A 16920-nucleotide genomic window follows, 5' to 3' on the forward strand; every position below is an offset into this window, starting at 1 on the left:
ATGAGTACTTTCCGCCGTCCGCACCATAACGCTGTCCTGACCGTGCTGAACTCTCTCGACGGAGAGTTGCTGAAACGCGCTGAATGTTTTTTCGGCGGCGAGACCGCGATCGTCCTTAGCCTCGACGAGTATCGTGAAAGCGTCGATATCGACTTTCTCTGTTGGTCTCAGGAAGGCTACAGGATGCTCCGCGAAGCGGTGTGGACCCGAGGATTTTCGGGGCTGGCCAAATCGACTGGGAAGTCGATTGGCCGAGTTTCAACTCTGCGAGACATGCGGGCCGACCAATATGGTATTCGGACCTTTGTGCAGGTGGACGATACCCGCATCAAGTTCGAGATCGTACGCGAGGGTCGTATCGATCTTTCCGGGCAGATGGATGAGCGCTACGGCATCCCGGTGCTGAGCAGAAGCGATATGTTCGCTGAGAAGCTTTTGGCAAATGCGGACCGCTGGCCTGATAAGGCCGTTTACAGCAGAGATATTATCGATCTGTCGATGATGATTGCTGCGTGGGGCGATGTTCCTGCTGCGGCGTGGCAGAAAGCTCGAGACGCTTACGGTGAGACGATTACGAGCGCGTATTCCAAGGCTGTCGCGTTGATTCAGGACAGAGAATGGCTCCACACCTGTATGGACGGCATGCAGATGGACCGGCAGCTTGCGTCGCGGATATTGGGAGCGCATGCGAACCCAACGGCCGATCAGGAGCCGGATTAAGCTTCGAACAACGGCTTGGCTTTGAGCACGCGGCCTATGTGACCGTCACCGCACCCAGCCCTTCCAGTCCACCCAGCGCCCATGAAAATCCGCGCGGCCGATTTCCTGTTTTTCACCCGTGGGCCAGATTTGCAGGGTCAGCGCGGCACCGCGTGGCTGGCCATCGCCTTCCATCTGGAGGCGGGCGAGCGGGGCGTCCGGGGTGGCGCGGCTTCCGGCCTCAGTGATCAGCGCTTCGCCCTTCTGCTTGAGGCTGTCCGGAAAATACTGCCAGGCGACGGAGTGGAAGATGACGTGGGTGGCGCCGGGCTTCGATGTTTCGAGCCGTCTTGCCAGCCAGTCGATCGCGTCTGCCTTTTCCACCTGCAGGTGATTGTCGGCGGCGATGGTGAGCGCGTTTTGCGTGCGCTCCAGGCGGTCTGTCTGGTCTGCCCAGATGTAGGAGAGCTGGCGCAGGCGGTCCTCGGGGGAAGATGGGTTCAAGGGGTTGAGGTCGCAGCCGGCGCGCTCGAGGACGGTGAAGCTCAGCGGGATGGCTGGCGCTTCGCCGCGCCATTCCGGCGAGAGAAAGACGGGGCTGTCCGTTCCCCACTGTGTTTCGCCAAGGCGGTAGCGATAGCGGTCGAGCTGGAGGTTGAGGCCGGCGCTTGCGCCAACCTCTGAAAGGATGAGCGGCTGGCCGGTGCGCTCGGCGACGATGAAGAGGCCGGGCAGGAGGGCGGCGGAGCGGCGGACTTCGTTGGTTTGCGGCGGGGACTTCAGTCGCTCGAGGATGAAGGCCTCGTGCTCCTGAAAGGCGTGCTGGCAGGCGGTCCAGAGGTCGGTGTCATCAAGTTCGGTCAGCGGGCTGATCCGGTTTGAACGAACCAGCGCGTGCAGGCAACCGGCGGTGCGCAAGGGCACGGAGTCGTCGCTGGGACCGGGCGGGCCGGGCCATGTGAGGATGGTGCGGGCAACCGCACTGTGCGCGCTGTCCAGCTTTTCGGCGAGTAGCCGGCAGAGCCTGGCGGTGAAGGGGGAACCGAGCGCATCGCAAGCTTGCGCCTGCGTCTGGAATGCTTCTCGAACGATTGCTTCCGGCATGGTGCCCTCCCGTCCTCTACTTGTTCCAAGACGTGTCGCGATCTTTTAGATACGCGTCAAACGCCTCAGCTCTTTGCGATCGCAAACCGCCGACCCGTTTGCGCCGGCCATGCCTTACGCGTCCTCCGGCCTGTCCTTCGGATCGAATTGCGAGATGGTGGTCCAGCGGGCGGTGAGCGCCGGTTTGCGTTCGTCTTCGATCTCCACCGTCACGTCGTAGGTGTTGGTCAGCATCGATGCGCCGCGAAAACGGGCTTCTGCAAGGGTAAAGCGACCGCGCACGCGCGCGCCGCTTTTGACCGGGGCGACGAAGGTGACTTTCTCGAAGCCGTAATTGATGCCCATGGTCTGTTCGCGGATTTTCGGCAGCGCGCTGTAGTTCATGGCCGACAGCAGTGAGAGCGTCAGGAAACCATGAGCAATCGTGCCGCCGAAAGGGCTCTCGGCCTTGGCGCGTTCGGGATCGGTATGGATGAACTGGTCATCCAGCGTGGCTCCCGCGAAGGCATCGATCATTGCCTGATCGACGGTGATCCAGTCGGATACCCCAACTTCCGTGCCGACCAAACCCTTCACTTCAGCAAGCGATACGTCTTTCACAGCGCGTGGTCCTTTTCATGATGGAGACTCTACCGTATCGGCCCGAAAGTCGGAATCGATTTTCGGAAAGCACGATGCGGTGAGTCTACGAGATAGAGCGTCTTTATGCGTCCAATAGGACGGCGACGCGCTATAGGGCAGGTGAATGCGTGTCATCAACGGCTACAGCATCGGACGGGAAATCGGAACCGATTTCGCAAAGCAGATGCTAAAAGAATGAAGGCCTCCCCTAAAGGAGGCGTGGTGCACTCACATAAAAGACGACGGAGCGGGGTGGTAACCAGGCGGGAACGCCGAAATCGACGCCGAGCGGCTTCCAGCCTTCGCCCTTCAAGGTGAAGGGAATGGCATTGCGGCTGCGGTTGAACAGGATGGCCAGACGAACCGCCTTGCCGGTCTCCCGGTCCAGTGTTCGCAGCACCATGGCGAAGGTCGTGGCATCCGGACGGTCCCAGTCCTCGTCGCGCATGGGGTCACCCAAAGGCGAAAGCCATTCGATCTCGCCGTTGCCGGTTGAGAAGAACGTGCTTTCGCCAAAGACTGCGAAGCGCTGGCGCAGCTTGGCCAGAAAGGCGGTGTGGTCGATGAGATCCGGGGAAAGGGCTTGCCAGTCCACCCAGGTGATCTCGTTGTCTTGGGCATAGGCATTGTTGTTGCCGCGCTGGCTGCGCCCGCCCTCATCGCCCGCCGTCAGCATCACCGTGCCGCGGGTGACGAAGAGGGTGGCGAGCAGCGCCTTGACGTCGCCGATCCGGGCAGCGTTGACCGCCGGATCGTCGGTCAGGCCCTCGATGCCATTGTTCCACGAGTGATTGTCATTGTGGCCGTCGCGGTTCTCCTCGCCATTCGCCTCATTGTGCTTGTGGGCGTGGGAGACGAGATCGAAAAGCGTGAAGCCATCATGGGCAGCGATGAAGTTGACGCTGCGGGTTTCGGTACGCGCGTTGCGTGAGAAGATCGGGGCGGAACCCGCGAGAGCATCGGCGAGCGCGCCGATCGTATAATCGTCGCCGCGCCAGTAGCGGCGGATATCGTCACGCGCCCGGTCGTTCCATTCGAGAAAGGAGGCGGGAAAGTTGCCAAGTTGATAGCCACCGGGGCCGATATCCCAGGGTTCCGCGATCAGCACCCGGTCGGCCAGAAGCGGGTCTTCATGCATCTGGCGCAGGGTTTCGCTTTGCGGATCGAAGCCCTCTGCTGTGCGACCGATAACGGGGGCGAGATCGAAGCGGAAGCCATCGATGCCGGCATGGGCGACGAAGTGGCGGAGCGTTTCGATGACGAGATGGCGCACTTGCGGATGATCGCAGGCGAGCGTATTGCCGGTGCCGGTGTCGTTGATTAGCGTGCCGGGATCGTCGGATGCGTGACGGTAATAGGTGAGGTTGTCGAGACCGCGCAGCGACAGCGTCGAGCCGAAGCGATCGCTCTCGCCCGTATGGTTGAAGACGAGATCGAGGATCACGCCGATGCCTGCTTCATGCAGTTTGGCGACCGTGTCGCGCAGTTCGGCGATGCCGCCAGGGCAGAGCCGCGGATCGAGCGCCATGAAGCCGACGGGGTTGTAACCCCAGCCATTGGTGAGATTGAGCGGCGGCAAATGCCGCTCGTCGATCCAGGCGGTGATCGGCATCAGTTCCACGGCGCTGACGCCGATCGTCTTGAGATGGGCGATGATGGCGGGGTGGGCAAGGGCGGCGACCGTGCCGCGGATCGCTTCCGGCACGTCGGGGTGCAGCATGGTGAAGGGCTTGACGGCCACTTCGTAGATCAGGCCGGTGCGGGTGAAGCGGGGTGCTTCCTTGGTGACGATCGGGGCCTCTGAAACGATCGCCTTCGGCATGACGGCGGCGGTGTCTTCGCCGAAGGTGAAGAGGGAGGGGTGGTTCTGGAAGGGGCGGTCGATCGTGGTGGCGTAGGGGTCGAGGAGGAGCTTGGCCGGGTCGAACCATTGGCCGTGGTCTGGCGCGTAGGGGCCGTGGGCGCGGTAGCCGTAGCGGATGCCTGTGGTGGCTTGCGCAACGGTGAGGCGGTGGATGCCATCCTCGTCACGCTGCATCGGCAGGCGCGCGGTTTCGGTATTGCCGGTGGCGTCGTAGAGGCAGAGTTCGATTTTCGTGGCGTTTTGGGAGTAGACGGAAAACTGGGTGCCTGTTGGCGTGGGGACTGCACCTTGGGGGAACGCTGGGTGGGTTGGCATGGGCTGGTCCCTTTGGTGGTTTGTGGGTGGGGCTTGCGCCGCCGTCTTGTTGGTCGAAGACCAGAGGGTTTTGTGAAGGACCCCCCTCTGTCCTGCCGGACATCTCCCCCTCAAGGGGGGAGATCGAATCGTGGTCGGGCCTTGCCCAAACAACTACCGGAAGGCTGCTCGGTTTCACCCTCCTCGAGCTTGAGGACGCGCTGGGAGCGCGCCTCTTGCCGATCTCCCCCCTTGAGGGGGAGATGCCCGGCAGGGCAGAGGGGGGTGCCCACCTGTCATAACGGCAGAGGGGCGCGCCAACTCGGCCAGCCCTGGATCAGGTAATCACCGTCGGCGCATCACGGCCGGTATGTTTCTTGATGCCGGCAATCGTGTCTGCCGCAGCAATGAGGTCGGCCAGCGCTTCCTGGGTTTCGATAGTGTGGCGGGCCGCATCGGCCTCGTAGCGCTCGACATAGAGGCGCAGCGTTGCGCCGGAGGTGCCGGTGCCGGAGAGGCGCAGCACGATGCGCGAGCCGCCTTCGAAGAGGATGCGGATGCCCTGGTTCTTGCTGACCGACTGATCGACCGGGTCGTGATAGGCAAAGTCGTCGGCCTTGGCGACCTTCAGATTGCCGTAGGTGGTGCCGGGAAGCGTCGCGAGTTTCTCGCGCAGTATGGCGACCAGCGTGTTGGCGGCCTCGCTGTCGACTTCTTCATAGTCGTGGCGCGAGTAATAGTTGCGGCCATATTCGGCCCAGTGCTTGGTGACGATGTCCTTGACGCTTTCCTTGCGGGCGGCGACGATGTTCAGCCAGAAGAGCACGGCCCAGAGACCGTCCTTTTCGCGCACATGGTTGGAGCCGGTGCCGAAGCTTTCCTCGCCGCAGACAGTAACCTTGCCGGCATCGAGCAGATTGCCGAAGAACTTCCAGCCGGTCGGTGTTTCATACATGCCGATGCCGAGCTTTTCCGCCACGCGGTCTGCGGCCGCACTCGTCGGCATGGAGCGAGCGATGCCGGAAATGCCGGATGCGTAGCCGGGCGCCAGCTTGGCATTGGCGGCGATGATGGCAAGCGAATCCGAAGGGGTGACGAACATGCCCTTGCCGACCACCATGTTGCGGTCGCCATCGCCATCGGAAGCGGCGCCGAAATCCGGGCCTTCCGGGCTCATCACGTCGTCATAGAGTTCCTTGGCGTGAACGAGGTTCGGGTCGGGGTGATGGCCGCCGAAGTCGGGCAGCGGTACGGAGTTGCGAACCGAGCCTGCCGGTGCGCCAAGGCGCTTCTCGATGATTTCGACCGCATAGGGGCCGGTCACCGCGCTCATGGAATCGACCACGACCTTGAAGCCGCCGGCGATCAGATCGCGGATCGCGCCGAAGTCGAAGAGTTCTTCCATCAGCGTGGCGTAATCGGCCACCGGATCGATGACTTCCACCTGCATGCCGGCAACATCGCTCGTGCCGATCCGGTCGAGATCGATATCGGCGACATCGGCGATGCGGTAGGTTTCGATCGACTTGGTGCGGGCGAAGATGGCGTCGGTGATCTTTTCAGGGGCCGGGCCGCCATTGCCGATATTGTACTTGATGCCGAAGTCTTCGTTGGGGCCACCGGGGTTGTGGCTGGCGGAGAGAACGATGCCGCCGAAGGCCTTGTATTTGCGGATGACGTTGGAGGCAGCCGGCGTGGAGAGAATGCCGCCCTGGCCGACCAGAACCTTGCCGAAGCCTGCGGCTGCGGCCATCTTGATCGCCTTCTGGATGACCTCGCGATTGTAGTAGCGGCCATCGCCGCCGATCACCAGCGCCTCACCGGCAAAGCCTTCGAGGCTGTCGAAGATCGACTGGATGAAGTTTTCCGCGTAGTTCTCCTGCGCGAAAACCGGCACCTTCTTGCGAAGGCCGGAGGTTCCGGGCTTCTGATCCTGAAACGGCGTGGTCTGGACGGTCTTGATCGACATTCAATGGCCTTTCGACAAAAGTTGGGTGTAAAGCGCGGCATACAGCCCTGCGCTCTTTTCCCAGGAAACATCCGATTTCATCCCCTGCTTCTGCATCTGCGTCCACAGCTTCGGGTCTCGGTAATATCGCATGGTGCGGCGGAGCGCCTGGCGCAGTCCTTCCGGGGTGACGGAGGAGAACTGGACGCCGGTGGCGACCTTGGCGGAAACAGCAGCGTGATTGGCATCGATCACGGTATCGTTCAAGCCCCCGTTGCGGGCAACGACGGGCACGCAGCCATAGCGCAGCGCATAAAGCTGGGTCAGGCCGCAGGGCTCGAAGCGGGAGGGAACGATGATGGCATCGCAGCCGGCCTGCATCAGGTGCGACAGCGGCTCGTTATAGCCGACGGCAACGCCGACGCGTCCGGGATGACGGGTGGCGGCCGCCATCAGCGCGCCTTCCAGCGCAATCTCGCCAGCACCCAGCACCACCAGACGGCCGCCCATCTCAACAATATCGTCGGCAACCTCGGCAATCAGGTCGATGCCCTTTTGCCAGGTGAGGCGGGAGATGACGCAGAAGAGCGGACCGTTATCGTGATCGACCCGGAAGTGGTTGGCGACGGCGGCCTTGTTGATAGCGCGCAGCTTCAGGTTTGCAGCCGTATAGTTTTCCTGGATCAGATGGTCGATTGCCGGGTTCCAGACCTCGGCATCGATGCCGTTGACGATGCCATGCAGCGCCTGGGCGCGGGCGCGGATGACGCCCTCGAGCCCCATGCCGTAATCCGGAGTCAGGATCTCCTCGGCATAGGACGGGCTCACCGTGCTGAGCGCCGTTGCCGTCTGCAGGCCGCCCTTCAGGAAGCTGATATCGTTATAATATTCAATGCTTTCGGTGGAAAAGGCATGGGCCGGCAGGCGCAGTTCGGAGAAGATATTGGCACCGAACTGACCCTGGAAGGCAATATTGTGGATGGTGAGCAGGCTTGGAATTTCCGGCGTCTCGGCATAGCGCATATAGACCGGGGCCATGGCGGACTGCCAGTCATGCGCATGCAGGAGATCCGGCTGCCAGCCAGCAAGCTTGCCGGCGGCGATTTCGGCAGCGGCCAGCGAAAGGGCGGCGTAACGCTTCCAGTTGTCGGCGAAATCCTTGCCGGTGGAATCGAGATAGGGGCCGGCGGGGCGGTCATAGAGCGAGGGAATGTCGAGGATCAGGAGGTCCAGACCTTCGTGTTCGCCTGCCAGAATATCGGCATGTTCGCCCAGAAGATCGGGAAATTCCCCGACCTTGTGGGCGTCCTTGACCGCCGATTTGACGGCGGGGTAGCCGGGGATGAGCGAGCGGGTGTGAACGCCGCAGGCTTTCAGCGCGATGGGGAGCGCGCCGGAAACATCCGCAAGCCCCCCGGTCTTGATCAGCGGATAGATTTCGGATGTGACCGAAAGAACATTCATGAGGCTCACAGGTCCAGCTTGTCGATCATCGATTGGGTTATCAGGCAGATGCCGTTGTCCGTGCGGCGGAACCGCTTGGCATCGAGGATCGGGTCCTCGCCGACGATCAGCCCTTCCGGGATGACGACGCCGTGGTCGATCACGACATTGCTGAGCTGCGCGTGGCGGCCGATCTTCACGCTTGGCAGCACGACGGCATTTTCGAGGCGCGAATAGGAGTTTGCGCGCACGCCGGTAAACAGCAGGCTGCGGTTCAGCGATGCACCCGAGATGATGCAATCGCCCGACACGACGGAGGAGACCGCCGAGCCGCGGCGGTTTTCGTCGTCATGCACGAATTTCGCCGGCGGCGTGATCTCGGCATAGGTCCAGATCGGCCAGGACTTGTCGTAGATATCCAGATCCGGAACGATATCGGTCAGATCGATATTGGCCTGCCAGTAGGCATCGATGGTGCCGACATCGCGCCAGTAGGGTCCATGCTCGAAATCCGAGCGTACGCAGGAGGAGGCGAAGCGGTGCGCGACGGCCTTACCATGTTCGACGATATAGGGGATGATGTCCTTGCCGAAATCGCGGCTGGAATTGGGATCGCTTGCATCGCGGCGCAGGCATTCCATCAGGAACTTGGTGTGGAAGACGTAGATGCCCATGGAGGCGAGAGCGTTTTCCTCATCGCCCGGAATGCCCGGCGGGTCGGCCGGCTTTTCGATGAAGGCGATGATCTCGTCCTTGTCGTTGACATGCATGACGCCGAAACCGGTGGCTTCCATGCGCGGCACTTCCAGACAACCGATCGTCACGTCCGCGCCGGAATCCACATGCTGCTGCAGCATGTATTCATAGTCCATCTTGTAAATATGGTCGCCGGCGAGGATGACCATATATTCGGGACCGTGAGACTCGATGATGTCGATATTCTGGTAGACGGCGTCTGCGGTGCCTTCGTACCATTGCGTTTCGGAAACGCGCTGGGAGGCGGGCAGAATATCGAAGCTTTCGTTACGTTCCGGGCGGAAGAAGTCCCAGCCGCGCTGCAGGTGGCGGATCAGCGAATGCGCCTTGTACTGCGTGGCGACGCCAATGCGGCGGATGCCCGAGTTCAGCGCATTGGAGAGCGCGAAATCGATAATGCGTGCCTTGCCGCCGAAATAGACCGCAGGCTTTGCGCGGCGGTCGGTGAGTTCCTTGAGGCGGCTGCCGCGCCCGCCAGCCAGCACATATGCCATTGCATCACGTGCCAGAGGCTGAATTCTCTTTTCACTCATCGGTCCTGTCCTCCCATAAAATTCCACGGTTCCCTTGGTCTCAAACGTGTGGGGAGATTTTAAGGTTTCCCATCACGTGTTCATTTTCCTCTGCCTCATGTCCCTGCGACGAGAGGCGGATTAGTTTTCCAGCTCCAGCATGATGACGGCGAGCGGCGGAAGTGTGAGCGTCGCGCCGATGCTGCCGCCGGCATCCACCGCCTGCACGCGCCCGCCATTGCCCTTGCCCGTCCCGCCATAGATCTCGGCATCGGTGTTGAGAATTTCGCGCCAGCGCCCTGCGGCGGGAAGCGGCACGTAAAAATTCTCGCGATAGACCGGCGTCAGGTTGGAGATGACCGCCACCGGCTTTTCGCCCGGCGCACGGCGCAGCCATGCCAGCACGGAATTGTCGTGATCGTCGGCCATCAGCCATTCGAAGCCTTCCGGCTCGCAGTCGCGGGCATGAAGGGCGGCCTTGGAGCGGTAGGTGAAGTTCAGATCGCGCACCAGGCGGCGCATGCCTTCATGCATGTGGTACTGCAGGAGGTTCCAGTCGAGCGAGACCTTCTCGCTCCATTCGCTCCACTGCGCAAATTCCTGACCCATGAACAGCAGCTTCTTGCCCGGATAGCCCCACATGAAGGCGTAATAGGCGCGAAGATTGGCGAATTTCTGCCAGTCGTCGCCCGGCATCTTGGCAATCATCGAACCTTTGCCATGCACCACTTCGTCATGCGAGATCGGCAGCACGAAATTCTCGCTGAAGGCGTAGAGCAGACCGAAGGTCAGTTCCTGATGGTGGAACTTGCGATGCACGGGTTCGCGGGCAAAATAGCTCAGCGTGTCGTGCATGAAGCCCATGTTCCACTTGAAGCCGAAGCCGAGACCGCCCTCATGCACGGGCTGGGAGACCTTGGGCCAGGAGGTGGATTCTTCCGCAATGGTCATGACGCCCGGATGGTTGCCATAGATCAGCGTGTTCATCTTCTGCAGGAAGCGAACCGATTCCAGGTTCTCGCGCCCGCCATATTCGTTGGGGATCCACTCGCCTTCCTTGCGGGAGTAATCGAGATAGAGCATCGAGGCGACCGCATCGACGCGCAGGCCGTCGAGGTGGAATTTTTCCGCCCAGTAGAGCGCATTGTTGATGAGGTAGGACATGACCTCGACGCGACCGAAATTGTAGATCGCGGTGTTCCAGTCCGGGTGGAAGCCCTGGCGCGGATCGGCATGCTCATAAAGGGCGGTGCCGTCGAACCACTTCAGGCCATGCTCGTCGGTCGGGAAATGGGCCGGCACCCAGTCGAGGATGACGCCGATGCCGACCTTGTGGGCGCCATTGACGAAGCGCGCAAAACCCTCCGGTTCGCCGAAGCGGGCGGTCGGCGCATAAAGGCCGGTCGTCTGGTAGCCCCAGGAGGGATCATAGGGGTGTTCGGTGATGGGCAGGAATTCGATATGGGTGAAGCCCATGTCGGCGCAATAGGGGATGAGCTGGGCGGCCATCTCGTCCCAGGTCAGCATGGAGCCGTCCTGGTGCTTGCGCCAGGAGGCAGCGTGGACCTCATAGACGCTGATCGGCTGGCGACGCTGATCGATGCTGGCCCAATGCTTGCGGTGCGCGTCGTCTTCCCATTGCTGCACAAGCTCCGGCGTGGTGACGGAGGCATTCTTCGGGCGAAGCTCGGCGCGGCGCGCGTAAGGGTCGGCCTTCAGCGGCAAAAGCTCGCCATGGGGGCCGATGATCTCGAATTTGTAGGCGCAGCCGGCATAGACATCCGGTGCGAAGATTTCCCAGATGCCGGTGTCCTTGCGAAAGCGCATCACATGGCGGCGGCCATCCCAGTTGTTGAAATCGCCGACGACCGAGACGCGGCGCGCATTCGGGGCCCAGACCGCGAAATGGAAACCCTCGACGCCTTCAAGCTTCAGGGGATGGGCGCCCATCTTGTCAAAAAGGCGTAGGTGCGAGCCTTCGCGCACCAGATAATCATCCATCGGGCCAAGCACGGGGCCGAAACTATAGGGGTCGGTTACCGCCCATTCGGCATCGTCGCGCAGCGCGCGGTAACGCACGGGCTGGCGCTTGGTAATCGTGATCGGACCTTCGAAGAAGCCGTCGTCGTCGACGCGGGTCAACTCTCCGGCAACGTTGCCGTCCAAGGTCATGACCGTCACTTCTTCGGCGCCCGGGATAAAACAGCGGGCGACAAGAGTGCCCGGCGTCTGGTGGACGCCGAGCACTGCAAAAGGATTGGAATGCAAACCGCTCTTGATTGCCTCGATTTCGGCCGTGGGTATGGAGTTGAAAGTCTTCTCTTCAGCCGAATTGAGCGGTTTTTTCATCAGGCTCTCCAGATTTCCGTGGCGTATTGGCGGATCGTCCGGTCGGACGAGAACCAGCCCATGCGCGCGGTATTGCGAACGGTTTTTTCAAACCAGCTGGAGGGGTTGCTCCAGATGGCATCGACATCGCGCTGGGCTTGCGCATAGGCATCGAAATCGGCGGCGACCATGAACCAGTCATTGTTGTAGAGACCGTCCATCAGTCCGGTGAAGCGCGAGCGGTCGTCAGGCGAAAACACGCCGGACGCAATCGAAGAGACGGCTTGAGCAAGCTCGGCCGAATTTTCGATGATGGCGCGCGGATTGTGGCCCTCGGAGCGCGCCTTGGAGACCTCGTCGGCGGTCTTGCCGAAGATGACGATATTGTCTTCGCCGACATGCTCAAGCATCTCGACATTGGCGCCGTCGAGCGTGCCGATGGTGAGTGCGCCATTGAGCGCGAATTTCATGTTGCCGGTGCCCGACGCTTCCATGCCCGCGGTGGAAATCTGCTCCGACAGGTCAGCGGCCGGCACCATGATTTCGGCCAGCGAGACGTTATAATTCGGAATAAATACCACTTTCAGAAGCCCACGCACTGCCGGATCGTTATTGATGACGCGGGCGATATCGTTGGCGAGCTTAATGATAAGCTTGGCGTTGTGATAACTCGGCGCGGCCTTACCGGCAAAGAACTTAACGCGCGGAACCCAATCCAGTTCCGGGTGCGAACGAATTTGGTCGTACAAAGCGACCGCCTCGATCAGGTTCAGCAGCTGGCGCTTATATTCGTGGATGCGCTTGATCTGGATATCGAAGAGCGCGGAGGGATCGACGCGGATGCCCATGCGCTGCGCCACCGTGTTGGCAAGGCGCACCTTGTTCTGCCGCTTGATCTCGGCGAACTTGTCGCGGAAGCTGGAATCTTCGGCAAAGCGGTCGAGATCGAGAAGCTTCTCGGCATCGTCCAGGAAGGCATCGCCGATGGCGTCGCGGATCAGGCTCGTCAGGCCCGGATTGCACTGCATCAGCCAGCGGCGTGGGGTAATGCCGTTTGTCTTGTTGTTGATGCGGTTTGGAAACAGCATGTGCAGGTCGGAAAAGACCGTTTCCTTCATCAGCTCGGTATGCAGCGCCGACACGCCGTTGATGGAATGCGAGCCGATAAAGGCGAGGTTGCCCATGCGCACCCGGCGCTCGCCGCCTTCGTCGATCAGCGAGATCGAGCGGATCTGGCCATCCGAGAGCTTCTTTTCCTTGCGGGCGAAGATCAGCGTGTTGGCATTGATCGCGTAGATGATCTGCATGTGGCGCGGCAGAAGCCGCTCAAGCAGCGGCACCGGCCAGCTTTCCAGCGCTTCGGGAAGAAGCGTGTGGTTGGTGTAGGAGAAGGTGCCACGGGTGATCGTCCAGGCCTCTTCGAAATCCATGCCATGCACGTCGCAGAGAAGGCGCATCATTTCGGCAATGGATATGGCCGGATGGGTATCGTTGAGCTGGATGGAGACCTTGTCCGGGAGATTGGTGAAGTCCGGATATTGCTGCAGGTGACGGCGCAGAATGTCCTGCAGCGAAGCGGACGAGAAGAAGTATTCCTGGCGCAGGCGCAGTTCCTGGCCGGCGGGGTTTGCGTCGGCTGGGTAAAGAACGCGGGTGAGGGACTCGGCCTTGTTGCTTTCACGCAGCGCGCCAATGTGGTCGCCGGCATTGAAGGCATCGAGCAGGATCGGATCGATGGGCTGCGCGGACCAGAGGCGCAGCGTGTTGACGCGGGTGCCGCGCCAGCCGACCACCGGCGTGTCATAGGCCATGGCGATCATGCGCTCGGCCGGTTTCCACAGGAAGCGCTGCGGATCTTCATAGCCGCCAATGGTTTCCACCGTGCCGCCGAAGCCGATTTCATAGGCGCTTTCACGCCGCTCGAATTCCCACGGGTTGCCGTGGGCAAGCCAGGTCTCGGGCAACTCCACCTGCCAGCCATCGGCCATCTGCTGGCGGAACAGGCCGTGGACATAGCGGATGCCGTAGCCATAGGCGGCGATATCGACGGTGGCCATGGATTCCATGAAACAGGCGGCGAGACGGCCAAGACCGCCATTGCCGAGGGCCGCATCGGGCTCCAGTCCGGCGATCACGTCGAACTCGACACCGAGCGAGGTGAGCGCCTGGCGAATTTCCTCCATCAGTTCCAGGTTGGAAATAGCGTCTCGCATCAGCCGGCCGATGAGAAATTCCAGCGACAGGTAATAGACCCGCTTGGAATCGTTCTGATAGGCCTTGCGGGTGGATTCCATCCACTTGTCGATGATGCGGTCGCGAACGACGAGAATGGTGGCCGTCAACCAGTCATGCGGCTTTGCGACCTTGACGTCCTTGCCGATGCGGTAGGTGAGGCGCTCGATGATTTCAGAGGCAAGCACATCCGGTTCGGAACTGCGCGGGGCGGGGCGGGGAAGGTCGTTGGTGGCAAGTTTGTTGATCATGGGTCGGTCAGCACCTTGATGGGAGGAGAGGGCCTGAGTCTATCTGTCGATCAAAGCGCGTCGCGATCCTTGGGAGCGGCTCGTCACGCTTTCAATCCTTTCATTGTTGCATGTCACGATCGAAAATCGCCTTGCGGATTGCACGACATGCTGCACTGCTTCGATTGCAGTTTATGCATCGATAAGCGGCTGTGGCAACAGCCCTTTTCGCAAGAGGAGCGATTGCCCAGAAAGGGGCGCGAGCGGTGGCGAAAAGGCTGACTGAAACGCAGATAGATCGTCTCCTATGCGCCCATTTGGACGCGTGAGAGACGATCTATTTCTTTTTACGTCCACGCATCGTGCTTTGCGGAAAATCGGTTCCGATTTTCGGGCCGAAGCTGTCGCGCGCGGCTTTCGCCACGCGCTCCTAAAAACGTACGGGTGAATTGGAAGGTCAGTTGATCAGGCGGGTGGGAACGCTTGCGGCCTTGCGGGCGATCTCGCCGAAGGCGGCGACGATCTCTTCCATGTTATCGGGCTCGAAGTAATTGTCAGGGCTGCTGGCGCAATATTTCAGCAGCGATTTGCCCTTGTCCGGCGCCATGAAGGCCACGGTGAAGATCTTGATGCCATCTTCCTTGATCGAAGAGCAAATGGAACGCACCTGTCCGTCGATGCTCGAGTTGGTCATTTCACCATCGGTCATGAACACGATAAAGCGCTGGAACATTTTGTTGCCTCTTTCATCATGCCGCGTGCGCTCCTCCGGATTGGAGCCTCTCAGAGCGTTGTATGCGGTCGTCAGTGATGGATAGGCATTGGTGCCCCCTGTCGGCACCGCAGGGATGGAGTCGACATATCGCTTCGTCGCTGATGTACCCCAGGTGATCTTCTGCGCGCTGAAACTTGCCGAGTTATAGGCAATGGCCCCGGTGCGGATGAGTTCAGACTCAGGATTGCCTGACTGGTTATAGGACGGGTCCGACTTGTTCAGCGTGTCCACCAGGTAGGAGACTGCCGCCTGCAGCGACGCCATCTTCTTGATGTAGCAGGGGGTGGTGAAGGCCACTCTCGGCCAGGATTGTTCCGTGTAGTTGTCACAGGAATTCCTGGATTTGTCCAACGTATCGGTCTTGAAGGCCATGGAACCGGAGCGATCCAGCACCAGATAAAGAGACATGGCCGCACCCTTGCTGAAGCTGCTTTCGGCCGTGCTGCTGACGGTGATCGTGACCGTATTGACGCCGATGAAGCCGATCAGCGGGTTAAGGGGCACCTGACGGGTGAGCGAGCCGGAAATCTTGAAGCTCGTTCCCTTCTTGGTCTCATTGCGGCTGGCCGTCGCATCGACTTCGGCTTTGTCTTTTTTTGGGTTGCTCTTATCGGCACCGTTGCCGTTACCCTTGCCGTTTCCTTTACCCAGTCCGTGATCGAGGCCATGATCGAGCCCGGGGTCGAGCGGGTGCCGGGGCCCGCTTCCGCTGCCGTTTCCGCCTCCACCTCCATTACCGCTTCCGTTGTCAAGTTGACCCCCCGAAGCTTCTTCAACGACCTTCTTTACCTCCGCGGCATACTCTGCGTCGGACTTGCGGCCCTCGTCGAGCCGGGCATGCGTCGCTGCCGCGAGAACGGCGCTGTCGAGTGCGATCTGCATGTCATTTCTCACCTGCATCACGCGAGTGGTTTCCATGCCAGCGCCAACGGCACCAAAGAGGAGAGGCAGACCAAGTGCAGTCAAAATTGCGAAGTTGCCGCGCTTGTCGGCAAGTAACCTTTTAAACGTCCGTCCCATCATCATTCGGCCACCACCCAGCTATCGCCTTGTTTTATAAGGGGCAGGCTTACCGACGCTTCATTGATGATTTGCTAACTCAAGCACTCCAGTTTGAGCAAAGTGGCGTTTTATTTGATAATAATTACAGTTGTGACGCTTTTTACTTGCAGCTGTTCTACCGCAGACAACTCTCGATCGGTGAAGGATGGCATAGGCGGTTGAAAGGGTGATGATCAACTGACCGGGACGACATCGACCGCTTGTGTAATCTTCTGGTTGCCGTAGCTTTTCAATACGCCGATGACGGGTGCCACATCGGCGTAATCACGGCCATAGCCAACGACGATGTGATCGCTGCCGGCAAGGATATCGTTGGTCGGGTCCAGTTCGATATAGCCGTCCGCTTCGCCGCACCAGACGCGCACCCAGGCATGCATGGCGTCTGCGCCTTCCAGTCGCTCCTTGCCGGGTGGGGGAATGGTGCGCAGGAAGCCGCTGACATAGCCAGCGGGAATGCCGAGGCTGCGCAGTGCTGCAATCATGATGTGGGAGAAATCCTGGCAGACGCCACGCTTCAGCTTGAAGGCCTGGCCGGGTGTCGTGTCCACCGTGGTGGCCTCGCCATCATATTTGAAGTCCTTGTAGATGCGCTTGCACAGCGCAAAGGCAATTTCGCGCACCGTCATGCCAGGCTTGGCCGTTTCACGCGCGTAAGACGCAATCGCCGCATCTTCGCCGATGCGGGGGCTGGCTCCTGCCAGATGGTGCGGCGCCTCAGCGTCCAGCGAGTTGATGCTGGAAAGCTCTGCCTGCAGCCTCTCGAGCGGTGGCGAGAGATCTGCCGTCAGCGACGGACTCTCGACCGAGACGCGGGCCTGCATGCGAATGTCGAGCTTGTCGTGGGAGGCGCGCAGATAGATCGAGGTGGCGCTCTGGTGGAAGAAGTCGTCGAAGACGGTACGCTCTTCGGGCGTCGGCGAGACGGTGAGAGCAGAGGCGACCAGCCTTTGCCTGCCCTGAATGGAAAGCGGCGTGACACGGATGATGTGGCGCGCGCCGGATGCCAGCGTGTCGTAGACATAACCCATATGCAGCGAGAGATCGTAGAGCAT

The 16920-nt window shown here is 60.7% G+C and carries 11 protein-coding genes; 1 reads left to right on the plus strand and 10 read right to left on the minus strand.

Annotated features, from left to right (window positions below; genetic code table 11):
- Positions 1 to 720, plus strand: a complete 720-nt coding sequence (locus AC07U5_RS03115; RefSeq protein WP_494722272.1) for a nucleotidyl transferase AbiEii/AbiGii toxin family protein — start codon at positions 1 to 3, stop codon at positions 718 to 720.
- A 45-nt stretch (positions 721 to 765) separates the two neighbouring features.
- Here the strand turns inward: AC07U5_RS03115 and AC07U5_RS03120 are convergent, their stop codons facing one another.
- The 10 genes from AC07U5_RS03120 to AC07U5_RS03165 form a co-directional block, all read right to left on the minus strand.
- Complete coding sequence (locus AC07U5_RS03120) at positions 766 to 1803, minus strand: DUF2332 domain-containing protein (protein ID WP_494722273.1); 1038 nt, start codon at positions 1801 to 1803, stop codon at positions 766 to 768.
- A 114-nt stretch (positions 1804 to 1917) separates the two neighbouring features.
- Positions 1918 to 2403, minus strand: a complete 486-nt coding sequence (locus AC07U5_RS03125) for a MaoC family dehydratase (protein WP_113327397.1) — start codon at positions 2401 to 2403, stop codon at positions 1918 to 1920.
- A gap of 229 nt (positions 2404 to 2632) precedes the next feature.
- The gene (gene glgX / locus AC07U5_RS03130; RefSeq protein ID WP_494722274.1) at positions 2633 to 4603 is read right to left on the minus strand and encodes a glycogen debranching protein GlgX; all 1971 of its coding nucleotides are present in this window, start codon (positions 4601 to 4603) and stop codon (positions 2633 to 2635) included.
- A 316-nt stretch (positions 4604 to 4919) separates the two neighbouring features.
- Positions 4920 to 6551 carry an alpha-D-glucose phosphate-specific phosphoglucomutase gene (locus AC07U5_RS03135; protein WP_335322061.1) on the minus strand — a complete coding sequence of 544 codons (1632 nt, stop codon included), beginning with the start codon at positions 6549 to 6551 and terminating at the stop codon, positions 4920 to 4922.
- Positions 6552 to 7994 (minus strand): glycogen synthase GlgA, encoded by a 1443-nt coding sequence (gene glgA, locus AC07U5_RS03140; RefSeq protein ID WP_062427973.1) that lies wholly within the window; start codon positions 7992 to 7994, stop codon positions 6552 to 6554. It lies immediately after the preceding gene.
- Positions 7995 to 7999: 5 nt separating this feature from the next.
- The gene (gene glgC / locus AC07U5_RS03145; RefSeq protein ID WP_062427843.1) at positions 8000 to 9262 is read right to left on the minus strand and encodes a glucose-1-phosphate adenylyltransferase; all 1263 of its coding nucleotides are present in this window, start codon (positions 9260 to 9262) and stop codon (positions 8000 to 8002) included.
- Positions 9263 to 9382: 120 nt separating this feature from the next.
- Positions 9383 to 11590: a 1,4-alpha-glucan branching protein GlgB gene (glgB, locus tag AC07U5_RS03150; RefSeq protein ID WP_113180873.1), complete on the minus strand. Its 2208-nt coding sequence runs from the start codon at positions 11588 to 11590 to the stop codon at positions 9383 to 9385.
- Entirely contained in the window at positions 11590 to 14052 is a 2463-nt protein-coding gene (locus AC07U5_RS03155; RefSeq protein ID WP_494722275.1) for a glycogen/starch/alpha-glucan phosphorylase, read from the minus strand. Before AC07U5_RS03155 ends, glgB begins: the two co-directional genes overlap by 1 nt.
- A gap of 436 nt (positions 14053 to 14488) precedes the next feature.
- On the minus strand, positions 14489 to 15832 hold the full coding sequence (locus tag AC07U5_RS03160) for a vWA domain-containing protein (RefSeq protein ID WP_494722276.1): 1344 nt from the start codon (positions 15830 to 15832) through the stop codon (positions 14489 to 14491).
- A gap of 209 nt (positions 15833 to 16041) precedes the next feature.
- Positions 16042 to 16920 (minus strand): transglutaminase family protein, encoded by an 879-nt coding sequence (locus tag AC07U5_RS03165; protein ID WP_494722277.1) that lies wholly within the window; start codon positions 16918 to 16920, stop codon positions 16042 to 16044.

The organism is Agrobacterium sp. GW821-FHT02D03, assembly GCF_059421725.1.